Origin of the sequence: Pseudomonas sp. fls2-241-TYG-175 (assembly GCF_030209155.1) — a bacterium.
Classification (GTDB): domain Bacteria; phylum Pseudomonadota; class Gammaproteobacteria; order Pseudomonadales; family Pseudomonadaceae; genus Aquipseudomonas; species Aquipseudomonas viridiflava.
Genome location: NZ_JARVSO010000024.1, coordinates 79,188 through 100,858 on the forward strand (window position 1 = coordinate 79,188; position 21,671 = coordinate 100,858).

Genomic DNA, 21,671 nt, shown 5'->3' on the forward strand with positions numbered 1-21,671 from the left:
CATGTTAGCAGTTCGCCGTGCTGCTGCCAGCGCGGCGCGGATAACCGGGCTCCCGTTGTCCTCCTGAACATGTGACAAAGTACGTGGCATGGCCGACAATTCGCGTTTTGCGGGCCAATCGGGAACGGTAATGACGGAAGAGCGTGAACGCGTAGAACGGATTCTGGCGGAAGTCCACGACGATTACGGCATGATCCGCGTGCTGGAAGTCGACGATTATCGCTTTCTGGAATTTGGCGACGCCATCGAGCAGAGCTGCACCTTCACGGCCGATCCCAGCTGGTTGGAGTACGACTACACCCGCGCCATGCTGATTGGTGCGCTGTGCCATGAGGCACCGGAAAGCGCGCTGTTCCTGGGGCTGGGTGCCGGGACGCTGACTCAGGCGTGCATGAAGTTCCTGCCGCTGGAAGACGTGGAAGTCATCGAACTGCGCCCCGACGTTCCGCGGCTGGCGATGGAGTACATGGGCCTTGACGATGATCCGCGCCTTTATATACGCATTGGCGACGCGCTGGATCTGCTCGACACTACCGAACCTGCCGATCTGATCTTCGTCGACCTGTATACCGATGTCGGTCCGGGTGTCGGGCATCTGGCCTGGAATTTCCTGCAGGGCTGTCAGCAGCGTCTGAATCCCGGTGGCTGGCTGATCATCAACCAGTGGGCGACCGATGATGGCAAACCTCTGGGTGCCGCCCTATTGCGTGGCCTTTATCATCGCCACTACTGGGAGCTGCCGGTGAAGGAGGGCAACGTCATCCTTATCGTGCCGTCGGATCTGGATCAGGCGCTGGACCTCGAATCACTCGCCCAGCGCGCCGAAGCGCTGACGTCCCGGTTGGGTTATTCGCTGGACTCGTTGATCAAGTCAGTGCGGCCTGCAACCTGAACCAGAGAAAACCTGAATTGAATGTGGGACAATTCGCCGCACGTCGAAAGACCTGACCCTGATCATTTGCAGAAATCGGTGAAACGTTTAAGCTGCCGTCCCCGCAATCGCGGGGCCGTACGGTGCCGGGCAGGAAGCTCAGGGTTTGAAACGCCTGATTTTTCTCGCCTGGCCGGCAACGTTTCGCAAAAAAAAGACTCACTTTCGTGCGCAATTCCGGTATAGTGCGCGCCGGCCTTAACGAGGCCCTCGTCGTGATATAGCAGTTCTCCGAAGCCCGCTTCGGTCGCGCGTTCGCACTGCGAACTATCATTGACGATCCATTCATCAAACGTTTTCGCAAATCCCCGCCGACAAAGCAGCCAGGGTGACCTCAAGGTCGTACACGGCACGCGCAGCTTTGAAGCATGGGTCTTTGCGGATGCACTAGAGGCAGACCCATGACCCAGGAAATCGGCGGCTTCGCCGCTCTCGAACTTCATCCCAATATCGTTGCAGCTGTCGTCGCCACTGGCTACGAAGAGCCTTCGGCCATTCAGCAGCAATCGATCCCGATTATTCTCGCCGGTCACGACATGATTGGTCAGGCGCAAACCGGTACGGGTAAAACCGCCGCGTTCGCACTGCCTATCCTGCATCGCATCGACCCGAGCAAGCGCGAGCCGCAAGCACTGATCCTGGCCCCGACCCGCGAGCTGGCACTTCAAGTTGCCACCGCGTTCGAGACCTACGCAAAACAAATGCCGGGCGTGACCGTTGTAGCGGTCTACGGCGGCGCGCCTATGGGCCCTCAGCTCAAGGCCATCCGCAACGGCGCCCAAATCGTCGTCGCCACTCCAGGCCGTCTGTGCGATCACCTTCGCCGTGACGAAAAAGTCCTGGCGACCGTGAACCACCTGGTTCTCGACGAAGCGGACGAAATGCTGAAGCTGGGTTTCATGGACGACCTGGAAGTGATCTTCAAGGCCATGCCTGAGACCCGCCAGACCGTTCTGTTCTCGGCCACGCTGCCACAGTCGATCCGTGCCATTGCAGAGCGCCATCTGCGCGATCCGAAGCACGTCAAGATCCAGACCAAGACCCAGACCGTTACCGCGATCGAGCAGGCTCACCTGCTGGTTCACGCTGACCAGAAGACCTCGGCTGTTCTGAGCCTGCTGGAAGTCGAAGACTTCGACGCCCTGATCATGTTCGTCCGCACCAAGCAGGCGACCCTGGACCTGGCCAGCGCGCTGGAAGCCAAAGGCTACAAGGCTGCAGCACTGAACGGCGACATCGCCCAGAACCAGCGTGAGCGCGTCATCGACTCCCTCAAGGATGGCCGTCTGGACATCGTTGTAGCGACCGACGTTGCTGCCCGTGGTCTCGACGTTCCGCGTATCACCCACGTATTCAACGTGGACATGCCTTACGATCCTGAGTCCTACGTTCACCGTATCGGCCGTACCGGCCGTGCCGGTCGCGAAGGTCGCGCACTGCTGCTGGTGACGCCGCGTGAGCGCCGCATGCTGCAGGTTATCGAGCGTGTGACTGGCCAGAAGGTTGCGGAAGTCCGCCTGCCGGATGCCCAGGCTGTGCTGGATGCCCGCATCAAGAAACTGACCAACAGCCTGTCGCCACTGGTTGCCGACGCCGAGTCGACCCACGGTGATCTGCTGGATCGTCTGACTGCCGACATCGGTTGCTCGCCACGTGCACTGGCCGCCGCTCTGCTGCGCAAGGCTACCAACGGTCAGGCCCTGACCCTGGCTGCTATCGAGCGCGAGCGCCCACTGGTTCCGAACAACGCCCCGCGTGGCGATCGTCCGGACCGTGGTGATCGTGGCGATCGTCCAGAGCGCGAGCGTCGTGCGCCGGTTCCATTGGCTGAAGGTCGCGCCCGTTGCCGTACCGCGCTGGGTGCCCGTGATGGTATCGCTGCCAAGAACCTGCTGGGCGCCATCCTCAACGAAGGCGGCCTGGCCCGCGAAGCCATCGGCCGTATCCAGGTCCGTGACAGCTTCAGCCTGGTCGAGCTGCCGGAAGATGGCCTTGAGCGTCTGCTGACCAAGCTCAAGGACACCCGCGTTGCCGGCAAGCAGTTGAAGCTGCGTCGCTATCGCGAGGATTGATCCGCTCTTGAGCTGATCGTCCAATAAAAAATCCCCGACTGGTTCGGGGATTTTTTTTGCTTCGGATTTTTAACGCTTCAGCCGAACCGATAGATGTCCATGCCCAGCGCGCCCATGGTGAAACCCTGATGCGCGATGCTGAATTCATCGCCCGCGCCTCTGGCGAAGTACAGCGGCAGCAGGTGCTCGTCGCTCGGGTGAGCGCGCACGGCATGCGGTGCGAGGCTGCGGTACTGATGCAGCGCGCTTTCGTCATCGCTGGCCAGCTTGTCGATCATCCAGTCCCTGAATGCCTGTGCCCACGGCTCTACGCGTGCCGAGTCACCGTTCCAGTTCAATTCGCCCAGATTATGGGTGATGCTGCCGGAGCCGATGATCAGTACGCCGTCAGCGCGCAAACCGGCAAGCGCCTTGCCGACACGGGTCTGCAACTCGGGGCCTTGTCGGCTGGGCAGGGAAATCTGCACCACGGGGATATCGGCCTGTGGATACATCAGCGACAGCGGCACCCAGACGCCATGATCGAACGGACGTCTGCTGTCGATACGTGCGGGCAGGTCGCTGGCGGCCAGTAGCTCGACCACTTCGCGGGTCAAATCAGGCAGGCCGGGGGCGGGGTACTGCACAGCGAACAATTCTGCAGCGAAGCCGCCGAAGTCGTGCCAGGTTTCCGGTTGTGGATTGCCGTTGACCAGCAGTTCGTGGCTTTCCCAATGGGCCGATACCATCACGATGGCGCGTGGTCTTGGCATTTCGGCTGCAAGACGTGCCAGCGCAGGACCGCTCTCGCCGGGCTGCAGCGCCAGCATGGGCGAGCCGTGCGAGATAAACAGGCTGGGGAACATGTGGACTCCATGAAAATAGTGATGACACATCTTCCGCCAGGGCTGGGATCCAAATCTAATATAAGTTTTGATGCGGTTTGATCGGATTATCGGGAGGGTTTGTGGACGCAGAATTTTGGCGGCAGCGCTGGACGGCGGGGCAGATCGGCTTTCATCAGGCCGAAGTGAATCAGGACCTGCGCAAGCTCTGGCCCGAATTGGAACTGGAGAAGGGTGCCCGCGTGCTGGTGCCCTTGTGCGGCAAGAGCCATGACATGAGCTGGCTGGTCGAGCAGGGCTTTCAGGTAGTCGGCGTCGAGCTGTCGCAGACGGCGGTGGAGGGCTATTTCGCGGAGCACCAGCTTGAACCGCGGGTGACACAGCGTGGAGGCTTCACTCTGTACTCGGCACCTGGTATCGACATCTGGTGTGGTGATTTCTTTGCGCTGACGGCTGAAGACATCGGTGTGTGCGCAGCATTTTATGACCGGGCCGCGATGATTGCGCTGCCGTCCGACATTAGGGAGCGTTACGTCCGACAGCTTGAGCAGTTGATGCCGCCAGCGTGCAGGGGATTGCTGATCACGCTGGATTACGATCAGGCCGAGCTGGACGGCCCGCCGTTCTCCGTGCCTCACGAGTGGCTGCAGGCTCATATGTCTGCACACTGGAATGTGACGCGGGTCAGTGAGCGCGATGCGCTCCAGAGCAGTTCCAGAGCGCTTGGCGCAGGTGTAAGGCGTATGGATGAGTGTGTTTACTGGATGGAGCGTCTGGTATTGGCCGACGCATGATCATGCGGACACCCGAACATCATGGGTATCTCATCTGACTGTGGGAGGCCCCACTACGTCTTCGACGTAGCGCTGTCGCGCGGCAAACTCGTGGGAGCGGACTTGTCCGCGAAAAGGCCAGTACATCCGACGAATATTCGTCGTCTGTAATACAGTATTCGCGGACAAACGGAACGCCGCCCGGTCCGCTCCCACAAAATCGCGTTCCTTCAGTGGTTACAGGTTGTTTGATAAGAGGCGTCTCTGTGCAGTGAGTAGAGATAAAAAAGGGCGACTCACGTCGCCCTTTTCGTTACTGCCCGATCAATCAACCGCGACGGCGCAGTGCCTCGATGCGGACTTCCAGCGGCGGGTGGCTCATGAACAGGCCAGCGATGCCATGTTTCAGGCTGGCGTTGATGCCGAACGCCGTCAGGCTGTCAGGCATGTTCACCGGCACGCCCTGTTCGGAGCGCAAGCGCTGCAAGGCACTGATCATCGACTGAGTACCGGCCAGACGTGCACCGGCATCGTCAGCGCGGAACTCACGCTTGCGCGAGAACCACATTACGATCGCGCTGGCCAGGAAACCCAGGACCAGTTCAGCGAAAATCGTCGTGATGTAGTAGGCGATACCCTGACCGTTTTCGGTCTTGAAAATCACCTTGTCGACGAAGTTGCCGATGATGCGGGCGAAGAACATCACAAAGGTGTTCACCACGCCCTGCACCAGCGCCAGCGTCACCATGTCGCCGTTCGATACGTGACCGATTTCGTGGGCCAGCACCGCTTTCACCTCGTCGGGTGAAAAACGCTCCAGCAGGCCCTGGCTGACGGCAACCAGGGCATCGTTCTTGTTCCAGCCCGTCGCAAATGCGTTGGCTTCATAGGCCGGGAAGATACCGACTTCCGGCATCTTGATGCCTGCATCGCGGGACAGTTCTTCCACGGTCTGCAGCAACCATTGCTCATGGCGGGTGCGCGGCTGGGTGATGATCTGAGTGCCGGTGCTCATCTTTGCCATCCATTTGGAAATGAACAGCGAGAACAGCGAGCCCGCAAAACCGAACACGGCGCAGAAAACCAGCAGCTGATTGAGGTTCAGATCAACCCCGTTGGCCGCCATGAACCCATTGAAGCCAAAAAGGCTCAGGGTAATGCTGGCTATCAGCACGACCGCAAGGTTAGTGGCCAAAAACAGCAAAATGCGCATCATGGTCGAAACGTTCTCCTCAGGACAAAATGTAACTGGATGCCGGGTATATAAGGTGATGCCTGCCGCTATTCAACAGAGGGACTATTTCAAACTGTGTCCTCTGGTCTGATTCGATGGTAATCCCGGGAACCTGAACGGCGCCTGAGCCATAGCCCCCGACCTCGCAGCGGATGAACGCTGAAAAACGACCGGGTCAATTCAATGCATAAATAAAATGCCCCGAACAGGTCGGGGCACGGTGCAAAGGCATCACATACAGTGATGGCCTATTGGCGATAACTCTTCAGGAAGTTGCCGATGCGGCCAATGGCCTGCTCCAGCTCGTCCACCCGAGGCAGGGTTACCACGCGGAAGTGATCCGGCCACGGCCAGTTGAAGGCGGTGCCCTGCACAACCAGCAGTTTTTCCGACAGCAGCAGGTCCAGCACGAATTTCTCGTCGTTGTGGATCGGGCAGATCTTCGGGTCGATGCGCGGGAAGGCGTACAGCGCCCCCATAGGCTTCACGCAGCTGACGCCTGGAATGTCATTGAGCAATTCCCAGGTACGGTTACGCTGCTCCAGCAGGCGGCCCGGCGGGAGGATAAGGTCGTTGATGCTCTGGTAGCCGCCCAGTGCGGTCTGGATGGCGTGCTGGCTCGGCACGTTGGCGCACAGACGCATGTTGGCCAGAATGTCGATGCCTTCAATGTAGCTCTGTGCGTTGTGCTTGGGACCGGAAATCGCGATCCAGCCGGAGCGGAAGCCTGCGACGCGGTACGACTTGGACAGGCCGTTGAAGGTCAGGCACAGCAGGTCCGGTGCCAGTGATGCGGTGCATACATGAACGGCATCATCGTAGAGAATCTTGTCGTAGATCTCGTCGGAGAACACCACCAGATTGTGCTGGCGAGCCAGCTCCAGCATGCCCAGCAGCACTTCTTTCGAGTACACCGCACCCGTCGGGTTATTCGGGTTGATGATCACCATGGCCTTGGTGTTTGGCGTGATCTTGGCCTTGATGTCGGCCAGGTCCGGCCACCAGTTGGCCTGCTCGTCGCACAGGTAGTGCACCGGGTTGCCGCCGGACAATGCGACCGCAGCGGTCCACAATGGATAATCAGGCGCCGGGACCAGCACTTCATCGCCATTGTTGAGCAACGCCTGCATCGACATCACGATCAGTTCGGACACGCCGTTGCCCAGGTAGATGTCCTCGATGCCGACACCTTCGACCTGCTTCTGCTGGTAGTACTGCATCACGGCCTTGCGGGCGCTGAACAGGCCTTTGGAGTCGCTGTAGCCCTGGGCGGTCGGCAGGTTGCGGATCACGTCCTGCAGAATTTCGTCCGGCGCCTCGAAACCAAACGGTGCCGGGTTGCCGATATTCAGCTTGAGGATGCGATGGCCTTCCTCTTCCAGACGTTTGGCGTGCTTGAGCACCGGCCCGCGAATGTCGTAGCAGACGTTAGCGAGCTTGTTCGATTTGCTGAACTGCATGGTGATGATCCCGAAAATGGACGAGCTGTTGCTGACTTGCAATTGAAGGTCGCTGCACGAAACACGATGAAATGGATTTGTGCGCGACAAACGCGGGTGCCAGACTGACGCCTGACCTGGCGCAATCATACGTGCCACCTGATCTGCGGAAAAGATACAGATCAGGCTTTTTCAGTATTGGAGGTGTACCCGTGGAAAAGTTTGAGAAGACGCTCGAAGAGTGGAGGGCGATGCTTGACCCCGAGCAGTACAACGTCTGTCGCCTGAAAGCGACCGAACGTCCTTTCAGCGGCAAGTACAACGATACCAAGACCGATGGCGTCTACCGTTGTGTGTGCTGCAACGAAGCGCTGTTCGACTCTGCAACCAAGTTCGATTCAGGCTGCGGCTGGCCGAGCTTCTACGCGCCTATCGAAGACAGCGCCGTGGTGGATGTGCGTGACGTCAGTCACGGCATGATCCGTACCGAAGTGGTCTGCGCCAAGTGTGACGCGCATCTGGGGCATGTGTTTCCGGATGGCCCACCGCCGACCGGTCTGCGTTATTGCATCAATTCGGTGTGTCTGAACCTGAAACCGCGCGCATAACGACGGTGTGACGGGCGGTCGCTGCGCTTATCGGGTTTGATCAGCGTCGGAAATTGAAGTGCACGCCGCTCGATTGCACGCTAACGTCATGGGTCATATCGCGATCCCCATTAGCCTGAGGCACTGTCATGAGCGAAAACCTGCTGAGCATCCCGTGCACCACCATCAAGGGTGAGCAGAAAACCCTCGCTGATTTTGCCGGCAAGGCCGTGCTGGTGGTCAATACCGCCAGCAAATGCGGTTTCACGCCGCAGTACAAAGGACTGGAAAAGCTCTGGCAGGATTACAAGGATCAGGGCCTGGTCGTGCTTGGTTTTCCCTGCAATCAGTTCGGCAAGCAGGAGCCGGGAGACGAGGGCGCCATTTCCGGGTTCTGCGAGCTCAACTACGGCGTCAGCTTCCCGCTGTTCAAGAAGATCGACGTCAATGGTGATCAGGCGCATCCGCTGTTCGTGCAGCTCAAGAAGCAGGCGCCGGGACTGCTGGGATCGGAGCGCATCAAGTGGAACTTCACCAAGTTTCTGATTGGCAAGGACGGCAAGCTGGTCAAACGTTTTGCGCCGCTGACCAAGCCTGAAGAGCTGACCGGGGAAATCGAAGCGCTGCTGCGTTAGACGTTCTGATCAGCCCGTTCGGTGATCGGAATCCACTGGTCCAGAATGCTCACCAGCTCGGCTCGTCTGAAGGGCTTGGCAAGGTAGTCGCTCATGCCTGCGGCCTTGCAGCGCTCACGTTCGTCCGGCATGGCGTTGGCGGTCAACGCGACGATGGGCAGGTTGGGCCAGCGGCCGCTGCTGCGGATCTGCCGACTGGCCTCATAGCCATTCATGACCGGCATGTTGCAATCCATCAGCACCAGATCGAAATCGTTGCGCTCCAGTTCCTCCAGCGCTTCACCGCCGTGACTGCTGACCACCACGTGGCAGCCCAGTTTGGCGAGTATCCCCTTGGCCACCAGTTGATTCACCGGATTGTCTTCCACGAGCAGGATCCGCGCCGGACGTCGTATGGTCGGATCCGGTAATGCCTGGGCCTTCGCACCGTTTTCTTCATGAGCCAGCACACGGCGTAGCGTGTGATAGAGCGCATTTCTGGCCAGTGGCCGGGCCTGTTGCTGAAGGGGCGCCAAGGCGCTCACCTGTTCGCCGGGCATGAAATTGCCGTAAGCGGTCACCAGCAGAATGGGCGCGGGCGTCGCAGGTCGAATGGCGAACAGGCATTCAGGGCAGTCGGTGATCACCAGATCGGGGCGGGTATCAAGTTGCAGTGGCTGGGCGCGATCATCAATGCTGCGTCGCTCCACGTCCACCCCCCAGCTCGGCAGCAGATTGCCTAGCAGCTCCACCAGACCGCTACCTGCGGAACTGATCACCATCACCCGGCCCTTGAGCCGGGCGGGGGGTATGGCCTCGATGTGCACGGGCAGCGGCAGCTCCGCGCAGAACTGGCTGCCAAAGCCCGACCTGGACTGAAAGGTCAGGGTGCCATTCATGGCCTGACACAGGCTGTGGGTGAGCGACAGTCCGAGCCCGGTGCCGCCATATTGCCGGGTGATGGCGGCCTCTGCCTGGGTGAACGGCTGAAAGATTCGAGTCTGGGCTTCCTGCGCGATGCCGATCCCGGTGTCGCTTACCTCGATCTTTACCCGGTTCTCCCGGGTCTGAGGATCGATGGAATGGCTGAGTCGCACATCGACTCGCCCGAAGCGGGTGAACTTGAGCGCGTTGGACAGCAGGTTGCTGACGATCTGCCTGACTCTGGTCGGGTCGCCGGAAACCATGGCCGGGAAATCCGGCGCAATCAGGCACGTCAGTTCGACGCTGGGCGCTGCGTTCTGAGACAACAGGTTGGCGGTGTCCTCGACCAGCAGGCCCAGGTCGAACGGGATGCGTTCGATCTCCAGATGCCCGGCGTTGAATTTGGACATGTCGAGAATATCGTTGAGCAGTTCCACCAGCACCTTGCCCGAGTCATGGGCAATCAACAGCTGCTGACGCTGCTCGGCCGTCAGCGGTCCGTCCAGCGACAGTGCGAGCATGCCGAGCAGGCCGTTGAGTGGCGTGCGGATTTCATGGCTCATGTGCGCCAGAAACGCCGAGCGCGCATGCGCCATATCGAGCGCGGTGCTGCGTGCAATCTGCAGTTCCTCGTTGGACTGGCGCAGTCGGATGTTGCTGGTGCGCAATTCGTTGGTGCGGGCCGAGACGATGCTTTCCAACTGGTTCAGGTGATCGGTGAGGCGATCCTCGGCTTCGCGGCGTCGGGCGAACTCGCTGGTCACGGTCTCGATCTGGCGGTTGAAGGTTTCGACCAGTACGCCGATCTCATCCTGCTCATGATTCGGCGGGCAGGTGATCCTTGAGCGCTGCGGACTGCGCGGATCGTGACTGCTCAGCTCGCGGATCAAGCCGACCAGGGGTTTGGTGAGTGTGGCGTAAAACAGAATCGTCAGAATGGCGGCCAGCGCCAGGCTACGTACGAAGCCGTTGAGCAGGGTGATTTCGGCGCGTTGCATGAAGTGACTGCCGAAGGCAAAGGTGTCGACGGTCAGGTACAGCGTGCCGATGGTTTCATTCGGCAGATGATCCAGTTTCAGCTTTTCTTCGAACTGACGGCTCTCGCCGAACATCCAGTCACTGAGGACGCGGTAGCGACCGGTCGCCATCGGGCGTTCGACGCTGGACAGCACCATATTGTTGTTGTCGGTCAGTCTGGCGCTGACCACGGCGGGCGAGCGCAGCAGGCCCAGGGTCAGTTCCTGGGCCAGTTCGGCATCGATGTTGTAAGCGATACGCGAGGCAGGGTTCTGGATGATTTCCAGCAAGGAATTGATTTCGCGATCGATGGATGCGTCTTCGCTGGCATAATCGATGGCGATCTGAAACAGGCTGAGCAAGGTTCCCAGCGCAAAGCCGATCAGTACGGCCAGCCGTGCCTGCTTGAACGAAAGCCTGTTGTTGAGCCTGATATCCATGAATACTAACTGCCACTTCGGGTGCCCGGTGCCGGGCAAGCATAGCTGATCGGGGCAGGTGATCAGTCAGTTAAATATGAGGAGAGACCGTGGATTCCCGGATGAATGCATTTCTTGAGCGCGCAGACGCGGTGCTTGCGCGCCTGGAGCCTTTGTTGCCAGCGTTGCGCGAGCCGGTCGACTGGACGCAGGCGCTGGCTGCGCGCTGGGTCCGTGAGGGGCGTAGCGGCTACCTGATGCCGCTTGAAGTCAGCCTCGACATGCGCCTGTCCGACTTGATCGGCGTGGATTTGCAGCGTGACCAACTGGGCCGCAACACCCGTCAGTTCATCGACGGGCTGCCGGCTAACCATGCGCTGTTATGGGGTTCACGCGGCACAGGCAAGTCTTCGCTGATTCGCGCGCTGCTGGCCGAATATGCAGCGTCGGGCCTGCGCCTGATCGAGATCGAGCGCGATCACCTGGGCGACTTGCCGCGTGTCGTGGAGCAATTACAGAAATTGCCACAACGCTTCGTGCTGTTCTGTGATGATCTGTCGTTCGAGTCGGGCGAGGGGGATTATCGGGTGCTCAAGAGTGTGCTCGACGGGTCGCTGGAGCAGGCACCGGATAATGTACTGCTCTACGCCACCTCGAACCGTCGCCACCTCGTGCCTGAAAAGGAGAGCGACAATGCCAACTGGCAGCAGGTGGACGGCGAGCTTCATCCGAGCGAGGCGGTGGAGGACAAGATTGCCTTGTCCGACCGTTTCGGGCTGTGGTTGTCGTTCTATCCCTTCACGCAGGATCATTACCTGAATGTCGTCGAACACTGGATCACTCAACTGGCGCTGAAATCCGGTCTGAGCTGGCAGCGCGATGAGAATCTGGACAAGGCCGCGGTCCGCTGGGCGACCGGACGCGGTAATCGAAATGGTCGCTGTGCCTACCAGTTCGCACGTTACTGGGTGGGCCTTCAATTGCTGGAGCAAGACACATGATCAATCTGCAAGACACGGGCGCAGGCCTGGACGGTTACAACCTGCTGACCGCGCAACTGGAAGCCTTACTGGCGGACGAGCGCGACTTCATCGCCAACGCCGCGCAGTTTTCCGCTTTTCTGTACACCCAGATCGATGACCTGAATTGGGCAGGCTTTTACCTCAATCGCAATGAAGAGCTGGTTCTCGGGCCGTTTCAGGGGCAGGTCGCCTGCGTGCGAATTCCCTTTGGACGTGGTGTGTGCGGCGCAGCGGCGCAGACCCGGCAGACTCAGCGAGTCGAGGACGTGCACAGTTTCGCCGGCCACATCGCCTGCGACAGCGCGTCGAACAGCGAACTGGTGGTGCCGTTGATCAAAGAGGGGAAACTGGTGGGCGTGCTGGATCTGGACAGCCCGAGCGTGGGGCGTTTCAGCGAGGTGGATCAGGCGGGTATCGAGCGTCTGGCGGCGATCTTTCTGGCGGCGACCGACTGCTGAGTGGGTTGCGGTAGACGCTGCCTTACCAAGCAACGTGTCACTGCCGGAAGAACGCTCACCCTCGTGGGAGGCGGCTTGCCGGCGATTCGGCTTCCCAGGCGACCTGTCAGTGACTGACAGGACGCCATCGCCGGCAAGCCGCCTCCCGCAGTCCGTGTTTGATGCGCGACAGCGCTACGTCGAATTCGTGGTGGGGCCTCCCGCAGTCAGATGCCTGCAGGTGCATCTGGCTGTGTCAGGGGCAGAGGTGCCAAGTCATCAATCGTAGATGACTTTCTTCTTCCATTCCGATTCGGTTTCGTCAGCCTTCAGGCCTTCGGTCAGTGCGTTGTCATCGTCGGCAGACGGGGCAGTATTGGTCAGGACCATGGAGTTGGCGCGGGCCAGTTGTTTTTCCATCGCCAGCAACTGCTGCTGATAAGTGACCGGGTCCGGCTGGTTGCGCAGGTACTGAACGCCACGTTCGAATGCCAGACGCGCCTGACCTGGCTGGTCCTGGGACAGGGCCATCTGACCGAGGTTATTGAAGAACTCGATATGCAGGTTCACCAGAATCGTGCGGATTTCGCGGATCCAGTGTTTGGCTTCGCTGGTCTGCAGGAAACCGTCGTGGGCAGCGCGGGTCACCTGACCATGCAGCGCTTCAAGCAGGAAGCGCACGTCCTTGGCCTTGGCTTCGGTCTGGATCGGCGTGACAGGGTTGGTCACTTCGATGCGGTCGCCCTTGGCAACCTGCTCTTCAAGTTCGGCAATGCGGCTCTTGAGCTGGGCGTTGCCCTTTTCCAGCGCCAGCATGCGCTGCACGACGTTCAGCTCCAGGCGGGTCAGCAGCAGCTTGAGTGCCGGAGACATCAGTTGGCCCGGAAACACTTCGGTGATCTCGCCGCAGCGGCGCAGGCGATCGTTCAGCTCTACCTTGGTCCGTGCCTTGTCCAGTTTGCTGTTCTCAGCGACGTGGTTCAGATAGCCGATCGCGATCAGCACAGCGATACCGGCTATTACCATCAGCGTGATCATGAGTGGAGTCACTGCGCAAACCTCAATTGTTCAAGTAATTTTGCAGGGAGTGTAGTGGCTAAGCACTACTGCGCATAGATGTGCCCGTCGGAGTTTGCAACATCGCTTCTATTATAGGTGCGCATTTGCAAACCGTCGGTCGGTGCCCTGAACAGGGTCGAAGTCGTTGATTTCAATAAATTTTCAGAATGGGGTTGACGACCCCTCAAACCATCCATAGAATGCGCGCCACTTACAGCGTAAAGCACACAGCGAAGCGCAATAAGTAGTGAATGTTGTACGTGTGTCCCCTTCGTCTAGTGGCCTAGGACACCGCCCTTTCACGGCGGTAACAGGGGTTCGAGTCCCCTAGGGGACGCCATTGCGGGAATAGCTCAGTTGGTAGAGCACGACCTTGCCAAGGTCGGGGTCGCGAGTTCGAGTCTCGTTTCCCGCTCCATTTTTAAGCAGCCTTGCTTCACGGCAGGGTTGAGTGAAACCAGAACCTTCTTCGGATGAGTTCTGGAACTGGAACATACACCATGATGTTTCAGGCAGTGTCCCCTTCGTCTAGTGGCCTAGGACACCGCCCTTTCACGGCGGTAACAGGGGTTCGAGTCCCCTAGGGGACGCCATTTGCGGGAATAGCTCAGTTGGTAGAGCACGACCTTGCCAAGGTCGGGGTCGCGAGTTCGAGTCTCGTTTCCCGCTCCAAATTCACAAAAACGCCGCTCAACAGAGCGGCGTTTTTGTATGCGCGTTTCAAGCCCCCTCTCAAGCCTGTCGTTCAGCCAGCAATGCATCCAGCTCCGGCATCAGGGTCACGCTTTCCTGTTCGTTGGGATCGGTGCGGGCGATGAGCGCGGTGGCTTCATGTTCCTTGCTCAGGTTGTACGGCACATGCGGCATGCCTGCGGGAATGTAGAAAAAGTCGCCTTCTTCCACTGTTGCGTGTTTCTCGAGCGCTTCGCCGTACCAGCACCCCGTTCCGCCTTTCAAGGCATAGATGGCGGTCTCGTGCTCCTGATGTTTGTGCGCCTTGCCTTTGCCGCCAGGCGGGATGGTCAGCAATTGCATGTGAATATGTCGTGCACCAGCGCTTTCGGCTGATATCCCGACCTGATAGTCGAGGCCCTGCTTGCCCTGGTAGGTCGCAGCAGGTTTCAACAGCACGCAATCCTGTTGATGGTCGTGGGGCATGGTCAGTCCCTCTGGCTGATAGTAGAAAATTGACAGCGGTACGGGGCGCAACGCCAACACGCTTTGTGCGGAGCGTGAATCAGGCGTGGAAGGGCATCAAGTGAAACAAAGTAACAAGTATGCCCAGGCTCTGTGTGCCTGAAGTGTGGTGCATACAGAAACGCCGTCCAATGAGACGGCGTTCTGCAGGTTTCGTGAGGAAGGGCTTTCAGCCATCAAGGCATCTGCGGCAGTTCATTGGGACGCAGGTCGAACACCAGCACCTCGGCATCCACGCCTTCGCTCAGAGTGATGACCTGTTCATCACGCAGACGCACACCGTCACCTTCGCCAAGCGCCTGGCCGTTGAGGACCACGCTGCCGCGTGCAACGTGCACATAGGCATAGCGATTGGCGGCCAGTTCAAGCGTGGCGGTTTCGCTGCCATCGAACAGACCAGCATATACACGGGCATCCTGGCGGACATTCAGCGCGCCGTTTTCGCCATCGGGCGAAATGATCAGTTGCAGGCGACCGCGTTTCTGCTCGGGGCTGAAATGCTCTTGCTGATACTTGGGAGTGGCACCGCTGACATTCGGTACGATCCAGATCTGCAGAAAGTGCACGCCTTCGGTTTGCGAGTGGTTGAACTCACTGTGCGCCACGCCGCTGCCGGCACTCATCAGTTGCACGTCACCGGGACGAATCACCGAGCCGGTACCGAGGGTATCCTTGTGTTCCAGCGCGCCTTCAAGCACATAGGAGAAAATCTCCATGTCGCGGTGCGGGTGCTGTCCGAAGCCTTTGCCAGCGGTCACACGGTCGTCGTTGATCACCAGCAGGTCGGAGAAACCCTGTTCGTTCGGGTTGCGATAACTGGCAAACGAGAAGGTATGAAAGGATTTGAGCCAGCCGTGATCAGCTGCGCCACGGTTGGAAGCTTTGCGAAGAGTCAGCATGATAGTTTCTCCATCCAGATGTCGACGCTGCAGATTCAGGTATCGACCAAGTGAGATGAAGGTTACTGGTTATCTGTCGGTGCAATAAGTAGCTGAAAGACGAATGACTGTCTCGCTGTGGTTGACAGTCGCTCAATCGACCGTTCCTGCCTGCATAACCTGGGTCTGATCCCGACGCATAGTCCCCATCGCCTGCGATCTTCGCCATAATGCGCCCCTGACCTTTACTCTTTTCAAGTGACGTCTCATTCATGAAAACCGTAGCAATGGTCCTGTTCCCGGAATTTCTTCTGCTCGACATGGCAGGCCCCATGGAGGTGTTTTCCATCGCCAACCGCTATCTGGCGCTGGAAAAGCACTACCAGATAAGCACCGTCGGCACGCAACACGGAGCCATCCGGGCATCCAATGGTGTTCGGGTGATGGCCGATGCTCACCTGGAGCAGGTTGCTGGCAGTCATGATCTGCTGCTGGTACCCGGCGGGCCGGGAGCCTATGACGACAAACATCAGCCGCTGGTGGACTGGTTATTGAGTGCCAGGGAGCAGGCAGGTTGTATCGGCTCGATCTGCACGGGCGCGTTCATTCTCGGCGAGGCAGGTCTGCTGGATGGCCACCGGGTGACGACTCACTGGCATTACACCGAACGTCTTATCAAGCGTTTTCCCAAGGCCATCGTCGAGACCGATCAGATCTATATCAATGACCGCAACCTGCTGACCTCCGGCGGGGTCACCGCAGGTATCGACCTGGCGCTGGCAGTCGTAGCCAAGGATCACGGCAAGAAAGTCGCGCAGGACGTCGCCAAGGTATTGCTGGTACTGATGAAGCGCCAGGGTGGTCAGGCGCAATTCAGTCCGTTGATGGGCGCTGTCGCGACCAACGAGACGGCCGTTACTCGGGTGCAGAATTACGTGCTGGAGCACTTGGACGAGTCATTCAGCGTCGAGCGCATGGCCAATATGGCCAACATGAGCGCCCGGCATTTCGCCCGGCTGTTCTCCCGCGAAGTGCAGATGACGCCCATGGAGTTTCTGCAGAACGCCCGTATCGATCGCGCCAGAAGCCTGCTGGAAGTCAGTGACCTGCCGCTCAAGACGGTGGCTTACCGAAGCGGCTTTGGCAGCGTGCGGCACATGCGCTTTCTGTTCGGTGAAAAGCTGGGGCTGACACCCAGCCAATACCGCGAGCAGTTCAGTTAGTTTCGGCCCAAACGCCGGGGTGTCCGTATCCAGCATCGCATTGACCGTGTGACTCCCCCCGGAAAACTTGTTCCGTCTTCATTGCCTGCCAAGATGAATAGGATCTATTCAGAAGGTGATGCAATGGACTGCCAGCCCAGGCGTTTCAGCCAGCCAGACACATCTAATCAAGCCCAAACGGCCCACGCAAACGACGTGCTGCGGTTCGGCCCCTACGTATTTCACGTGCGTCAGCGCCAGATCCTGCGCGACGGTGAACCGTTGCGTCTGGGTGGGCGTGCACTGGATATCCTGCTGGTCCTGATCGGACACGCCGGTGAAGTGATCGACAAGGAAGCGTTGATCGCACAGGTCTGGCCTGATTCCTTCGTCGAAGAGATCAACCTGAGGGTGCAGATTGCAGCCTTGCGGCGCGCGCTCGACGATGGGCAGCGTTATATCGAAACGTTGCCACAGCGCGGGTATCGTTTCGTGGCACAGGTTCATAAGACTTCGACGTCTGAAAAAACCGAGCCCGTCCATGTCCCCAACAACCTGCCGGTACGCCTCACCCATGTCATGGGGCGCGATGATGTGGTGGGCAAGCTGGTTCGACAGCTGCCTGCAAAACGCTTCATCACGCTGACCGGCGCGGGAGGCATCGGCAAATCGACCGTGGCCTGCCGCGTAGCCGAACGTCTGGTGTCGCGCTATCAGGATGGCGTGTGTGTCATCGATTTCTCGGCGGTGAACAGTGAGCAGATGCTGGCCGGTTGTCTGGCCGAACTCTTGAAGCGGGACGGCGAACCTTGCCTGTCGAGCCTGTCCAGCGAACTGGCACAGGGGCGTCGTCTGTTGATCGCCGACAACTGCGAAGCCCTCGACGAAGGCTGTCGGCAGTGGCTAGGCGCGCTGTTGGCGCAGTCCGATGAACTGGCCATTCTTGCCACCAGTCGACGACCGCTGGACCTGCGCAACGAATCGCTGTTTCCACTGGAGCATTTGACCGTTCCGCCTGCGTCCGCGCAGATCAGTGTCGAGCAGGGCCTGGCTTATCCGGCGGTGCAGTTGTTCGTCAGTCGTGCCCAGGCCGGCCAGCAGGGTCTGGTCCTGCGGGACCGTGACATGAACGTCATCGGTGACCTTTGTCGCAAGCTCGATGGCATCCCTCTGGCGCTGGAGCTGGCGGCAGCGCAGGTCAATACCTTTGCATTGGCGGGTCTGCAGGCTCGTCTGGATCAATGCATTCAGTGGCTGACGCAGGGACGACGCACGGCTGTCGCCCGTCACCAGTCGCTCAGGGCTTCGCTTGACTGGAGTCATCAGCGCCTTAGTCCGCGCGAACAGGCGGCACTGCGTCGTCTGGCAACCTTCGATAAGGCTTTCACGAGCGAATCCGCAGTGGATGTCATCGGGTGTGACGGGCTGGAGGCGCAGTCGGTTCGGGAGGCGCTCGTGCAACTGGAGCGTCATTCGGTGCTATGGAATGTGCCCGGCGCCGGGGTTTTGCGTTACCGGCTTGCGCACACCACGCGGCTGTATGCGCTGGAAAAGCTTGAAGACGCTGGCGAACTCCAGACATTCACGGCGCGCCACGCCCGTCACGTCAACTTGCAGCGTTTGCTGGCAAAGTCAGTACAACTGGTCGAGTAGCGCGCGTGCCGCCAGCAGGTCCGGCGTGGCAAATCCTTCGCTGAAGCGGGCATGAACCGGTGCCAGCAGGATCCGGGCCTGCTGCTCCTTGCCCTGGCCCTGCCACAGGCGCGCCAGTGATGTCGCACTGCGCAATTCCCACGCCAGCGCGTGCTGGGAGCGCGCCACCTCCAGGGCTTGGAGCAACAGCGTTTGCGCACCGTCCTCATCATGCGCCTGCAACGTTTCGGCCCGGCACCGCAGCATCTCTGACGTGCACCAGCCTGCCAGACCTGCCTGAGCCCGCTCCGTCAACGCCAGGTCCACTAGGCCGGGGCGCAGCGTGACCATGATGTCCCGAATCAGACCTGAGCCCTGAGGCTGATCGTCTGACATGGCTGACTCGCTCAACAACTGCTCATACAAGCCTGCCCAGCGATAAAACAGCAGCACCGAGTGCTTTTGGGCCTGTTCCTGCAGCAGTTTCACTCGTTCGCCTGCCAGCTGGATATCACCGTTGTAGAGCGCGATGGCGCAACCGGCCACAGCCAGGGTGTAGCAGATGGACGCGCCGTGGTTGATCTGTAACGCAATCTCCAATGCCTGAGTGGCCGTGCGTGCCGCCTGCTCAGGCTGACCCTGCATCCACAGAATGCGCGCCAGCAAGGTCAGGGACGCAACGCTCAGGTCGTACTGAATGCCGAAGCCTTGCGTAAAGCGATTCAAATGACCGTTGTGGGCCATGTGCTGGATGACCTGCTCGGCGTCTCGCCTGGCCTGCCGCTGGTCACCGTTGTAATGCAGCGCCAGTGCGCGCAGACGTTGTGCGCTCAGACGCAGCGCCTCGTTGGTGTCCAATCCCAGGCGGTTGAACTGTCGGCTCTGCTCGATCGTTTGCGGGTAATGACCGCTGCACAGGTTGACAGCCACCAGACCTGAAATCGCCTGCAACTGACCCGCCAGATCGCCTGCCTGCTCCGCCAGCACCTGCGCCGTGCTGAACGCTTCCACGGTTTCCGGCGTGCTGCCAACGGTGTGGTAAGAGAAATTGCCCTGCGCCAGCTTCAGGATCATTTTCAGGTCCAGGCAGGGCAGGGGATTGGCGTCCAGCAGCATCAGCGCCCTGCGCACGTAATGACCGTGCTCCTTGAGCAGTGACAGCTCCTGCCAGAGCGGTGCCGATTGGGCCACTAGGCGAATGGCGACAATCTGCGGGACGTCGGCGTCCAGCCCCCAGGCCAGCGCCGAGCGGATGTCTTCGAGGATACGGCTGTAGCGGTCGATCCACTGCGCGGTGGAGACCTTTTCCCAGTCCTGCCGCGCCTGTTCCATAATGGCCAGACAACGTCGCGCATGCCGTTCCTGCGTGGCAGGCAGCTCATGGTGAACGCGCAGTTTTTCCAGCGCGTAACGACGCGTGGTGTCGAGCAGGTGATAGAACACCTCGTCATCACCGACTTCAACGTTCAGCAGGGATTTGGCCACCAGTTGCGTGATGGCGTTGAACACCTCGTAGGTCGCCACCGGCTGATCAGTAATCACCGCGGCGGCCGACTCCAGCGAGAAGCGGCCCTTGAAGATCCCCAGTCGTTGCAGACAGTTCTGCTCACATGCGCTGAGCATCTGGTAGCTCCAGTCCAGCGTAGTACGTAGCGTCTGATGCCGCGTCATTGCATCGGACGGGTCGTCGCTGTGTTCCCGACAACTCTGCTGCAGATGCTCCAGCACACCGCTCAGGCGCAGGTTGCCGACTTGCGCGGCGGCAAGCTCGATGGCCAATGGGATGCCGTCCAGTCGCTGACAAAGCTCGATGGCCAGCGGCAGGTTTTCATCGGTCAGCTCGAACTGCTCATGACTGGCCATGGCCCGTTCGACGAACAGCTGCAGGGCCGCAAAGCCCATGGCGGACGAACGATCGAGGCTGTCCAGCGGCGGACAGTCCAGCGCATCCACCCGTTGCACGAACTCGCCCTCAGCCCTTAACGGCTCGCGGCTGGTGGTCAGAATATGCACGTGCGGTGCGCTGCGCAGGATGCGCTCACTGAGCTGGGCAATGGCGTCAACCATGTGCTCGCAGTTGTCGATCACCAGCAGCATGTGTCGCCCGCGCAAATACGCGGCCATGTGATTGACGGGCTGCTCGTCAGGCAACGACAGCTCCAGCAATGACGCCAGGTGCGGGACGATCACCGCAGGGTCGGTCAGCGGCGCCAGATCGAGCAGGCGGATGCCATCGCGATAACGGTCGATCAACTGTTCGGCAACGCGCAGGGCGGTGGTGGTCTTGCCGATGCCGCCGGGGCCGACCAGGGAAATGAATCGGTGCTGCTGCAACTGACTGATCAGGCGTTCGACCAGTGCTTCCCGGCCCAGCATGCGCGCGCGCCGCATGGGCAGATTGTGATGGGGCGGGGTATTCATCCAGGCATCCGGCGCGTTTTCGCTATGTTCCAGGGTATACGGGGCGACAAAGCTGTATCCGCGTTGCGCGACTGTCACGATGTAGCGTTGTCCGGCCTGACCATCGCCCAGCGCTTTGCGCAAGGCAGCCATGTGCACACGCAGGTTGCCGTCTTCGACCACGGTTCTGGGCCAGACCCGGTTTATCAGGTGCTGCTTGCTGACCACGTTTCCGGCGTTTTCCAGCAGCACCAGCAGGATGTCCACGGCGCGCCGGCCCAGCCGCAACGGTCTGTCGGCTTCAAGTACCAGACGCTGTTGCGGATAGATGCGATAAGGGCCGAAACGCATGGCCTGCTCGGTGAGAACGGTCAACGGTCTTTTCCAGTTCAGAGGGATGAGGAAGTCTGCGTGCAGCGTAGCTTAACGGCTGACGGTCACGACGCGGACATCCCTTCACCCTGGCCTGCATTTCTCGCATGTCCGCGCCACGTGAAGGGGTTGATGCCCTCGGCGCGGGAGAAGATATGCGAAAAATGTGATTGATCACAGAAGCCGCACTCCTGACTGATCTGGGTCAGGCTCATGGCAGTGTGCTGGATCAGACATTTGGCTCGGGCCAGACGCTGCTCGCGGATCCACTCCTGCGGCGACAGCCCGGTGCTGCACTTGAAGGCGCGGGAGAAGTAACTGCGCGACAGCGCACAGGCACGTGCCAGCTCGGCCACCTCGATGTTCTCACTCAGGTTGTCGCGAATCAGCTGCTTGGCCAGACGTTCTCGCCAGGGCGACAGTCCACCGCTGTTGCGGACCGGTTTCTCGCTGTTCAGCGCGTCAGGGCAAAGCTTGCAGGCATAACTTGAATAGTGGGTCATGGCAAATGTCCGTGGTGGGGTGAGCTTTCCATGGGCAAGAATTTGCGCAGAGGCCGCTATTCTTGATTTCCGCGAGCCGTACTGACGAGTTAATCGTTGTTAATTCCGGGCTGTCCGAGTGGTGGCTAACTGATT

18 protein-coding genes and 4 tRNA genes are annotated in these 21,671 nt (G+C 59.7%); 13 read left to right on the forward strand and 9 right to left on the reverse strand.

What is annotated here, in order from left to right; all coding sequences use genetic code 11:
* The first annotated feature begins 130 nt into the window (after positions 1–130).
* Both QRN20_RS17550 and QRN20_RS17555 read left to right on the forward strand, forming a co-directional pair.
* Positions 131–892, forward strand: a complete 762-nt coding sequence (locus tag QRN20_RS17550; protein WP_122413533.1) for a spermidine synthase — start codon at positions 131–133, stop codon at positions 890–892.
* A 440-nt stretch (positions 893–1,332) separates the two neighbouring features.
* Complete coding sequence (locus tag QRN20_RS17555) at positions 1,333–3,003, forward strand: DEAD/DEAH box helicase (protein WP_004884230.1); 1,671 nt, start codon at positions 1,333–1,335, stop codon at positions 3,001–3,003.
* Between the two features lie 77 nt (positions 3,004–3,080).
* Here the strand turns inward: QRN20_RS17555 and QRN20_RS17560 are convergent, their stop codons facing one another.
* Positions 3,081–3,848: a DODA-type extradiol aromatic ring-opening family dioxygenase gene (locus QRN20_RS17560; protein ID WP_058430913.1), complete on the reverse strand. Its 768-nt coding sequence runs from the start codon at positions 3,846–3,848 to the stop codon at positions 3,081–3,083.
* 101 nt (positions 3,849–3,949) lie between these two features.
* Between QRN20_RS17560 and QRN20_RS17565 the strand changes: the two genes are divergently transcribed.
* Positions 3,950–4,621, forward strand: coding sequence for a thiopurine S-methyltransferase (locus QRN20_RS17565; protein WP_088234805.1), 672 nt, complete (start codon positions 3,950–3,952; stop codon positions 4,619–4,621).
* A 307-nt stretch (positions 4,622–4,928) separates the two neighbouring features.
* On the opposite strand, the gene htpX is transcribed toward QRN20_RS17565, so the two are convergent.
* Together htpX and QRN20_RS17575 are read right to left on the reverse strand one after the other, a co-directional pair.
* On the reverse strand, positions 4,929–5,816 hold the full coding sequence (gene htpX / locus QRN20_RS17570; protein WP_025993775.1) for a protease HtpX: 888 nt from the start codon (positions 5,814–5,816) through the stop codon (positions 4,929–4,931).
* Positions 5,817–6,082: 266 nt separating this feature from the next.
* Complete coding sequence (locus QRN20_RS17575) at positions 6,083–7,294, reverse strand: pyridoxal phosphate-dependent aminotransferase (protein ID WP_029243889.1); 1,212 nt, start codon at positions 7,292–7,294, stop codon at positions 6,083–6,085.
* A gap of 191 nt (positions 7,295–7,485) precedes the next feature.
* Between QRN20_RS17575 and msrB the strand changes: the two genes are divergently transcribed.
* Together msrB and QRN20_RS17585 are read left to right on the forward strand one after the other, a co-directional pair.
* Positions 7,486–7,881 carry a peptide-methionine (R)-S-oxide reductase MsrB gene (gene msrB, locus QRN20_RS17580; protein ID WP_029243890.1) on the forward strand — a complete coding sequence of 132 codons (396 nt, stop codon included), beginning with the start codon at positions 7,486–7,488 and terminating at the stop codon, positions 7,879–7,881.
* Positions 7,882–8,009: 128 nt separating this feature from the next.
* Positions 8,010–8,495, forward strand: a complete 486-nt coding sequence (locus tag QRN20_RS17585; protein ID WP_029243891.1) for a glutathione peroxidase — start codon at positions 8,010–8,012, stop codon at positions 8,493–8,495.
* On the opposite strand, the gene QRN20_RS17590 is transcribed toward QRN20_RS17585, so the two are convergent.
* Positions 8,492–10,855, reverse strand: a complete 2,364-nt coding sequence (locus QRN20_RS17590; protein WP_029243892.1) for a hybrid sensor histidine kinase/response regulator — start codon at positions 10,853–10,855, stop codon at positions 8,492–8,494. The two genes, QRN20_RS17585 and QRN20_RS17590, sit on opposite strands and share 4 nt — an antisense overlap.
* 89 nt (positions 10,856–10,944) lie before the next feature.
* Between QRN20_RS17590 and QRN20_RS17595 the strand changes: the two genes are divergently transcribed.
* Positions 10,945–11,835, forward strand: coding sequence for an ATP-binding protein (locus QRN20_RS17595; RefSeq protein WP_217386690.1), 891 nt, complete (start codon positions 10,945–10,947; stop codon positions 11,833–11,835).
* Positions 11,832–12,314 (forward strand): free L-methionine (R)-S-oxide reductase MsrC, encoded by a 483-nt coding sequence (gene msrC / locus QRN20_RS17600; RefSeq protein WP_043304246.1) that lies wholly within the window; start codon positions 11,832–11,834, stop codon positions 12,312–12,314. Before QRN20_RS17595 ends, msrC begins: the two co-directional genes overlap by 4 nt.
* Before the next feature lie 258 nt (positions 12,315–12,572).
* On the opposite strand, the gene QRN20_RS17605 is transcribed toward msrC, so the two are convergent.
* Positions 12,573–13,331 carry a hypothetical protein gene (locus QRN20_RS17605; RefSeq protein ID WP_080665300.1) on the reverse strand — a complete coding sequence of 253 codons (759 nt, stop codon included), beginning with the start codon at positions 13,329–13,331 and terminating at the stop codon, positions 12,573–12,575.
* Positions 13,332–13,616: 285 nt separating this feature from the next.
* Here QRN20_RS17605 and QRN20_RS17610 point away from each other — a divergent pair.
* From QRN20_RS17610 to QRN20_RS17625, 4 genes are all read left to right on the forward strand, one after another.
* Positions 13,617–13,692 (forward strand) — tRNA-Glu (locus tag QRN20_RS17610).
* A 2-nt stretch (positions 13,693–13,694) separates the two neighbouring features.
* Positions 13,695–13,770 (forward strand) — tRNA-Gly (locus QRN20_RS17615).
* Between the two features lie 99 nt (positions 13,771–13,869).
* Positions 13,870–13,945, forward strand: a tRNA-Glu gene (locus QRN20_RS17620).
* Between the two features lie 3 nt (positions 13,946–13,948).
* A tRNA-Gly gene (locus tag QRN20_RS17625) sits at positions 13,949–14,024 on the forward strand.
* 60 nt (positions 14,025–14,084) lie between these two features.
* On the opposite strand, the gene QRN20_RS17630 is transcribed toward QRN20_RS17625, so the two are convergent.
* The gene (locus tag QRN20_RS17630; protein WP_004884254.1) at positions 14,085–14,510 is read right to left on the reverse strand and encodes a cupin domain-containing protein; all 426 of its coding nucleotides are present in this window, start codon (positions 14,508–14,510) and stop codon (positions 14,085–14,087) included.
* 215 nt (positions 14,511–14,725) lie between these two features.
* The gene (locus tag QRN20_RS17635) at positions 14,726–15,448 is read right to left on the reverse strand and encodes a pirin family protein (RefSeq protein WP_025993767.1); all 723 of its coding nucleotides are present in this window, start codon (positions 15,446–15,448) and stop codon (positions 14,726–14,728) included.
* A 251-nt stretch (positions 15,449–15,699) separates the two neighbouring features.
* Between QRN20_RS17635 and QRN20_RS17640 the strand changes: the two genes are divergently transcribed.
* Both QRN20_RS17640 and QRN20_RS17645 read left to right on the forward strand, forming a co-directional pair.
* The gene (locus tag QRN20_RS17640; RefSeq protein WP_029243898.1) at positions 15,700–16,650 is read left to right on the forward strand and encodes a GlxA family transcriptional regulator; all 951 of its coding nucleotides are present in this window, start codon (positions 15,700–15,702) and stop codon (positions 16,648–16,650) included.
* Positions 16,651–16,773: 123 nt separating this feature from the next.
* Positions 16,774–18,282: an ATP-binding protein gene (locus tag QRN20_RS17645; protein WP_050575462.1), complete on the forward strand. Its 1,509-nt coding sequence runs from the start codon at positions 16,774–16,776 to the stop codon at positions 18,280–18,282.
* On the opposite strand, the gene QRN20_RS17650 is transcribed toward QRN20_RS17645, so the two are convergent.
* Complete coding sequence (locus QRN20_RS17650) at positions 18,262–21,036, reverse strand: ATP-binding protein (protein ID WP_285360877.1); 2,775 nt, start codon at positions 21,034–21,036, stop codon at positions 18,262–18,264. The two genes, QRN20_RS17645 and QRN20_RS17650, sit on opposite strands and share 21 nt — an antisense overlap.
* A 62-nt stretch (positions 21,037–21,098) precedes the next feature.
* Entirely contained in the window at positions 21,099–21,536 is a 438-nt protein-coding gene (locus QRN20_RS17655; protein WP_032632626.1) for a helix-turn-helix domain-containing protein, read from the reverse strand.
* Positions 21,537–21,671 lie beyond the last annotated feature (135 nt).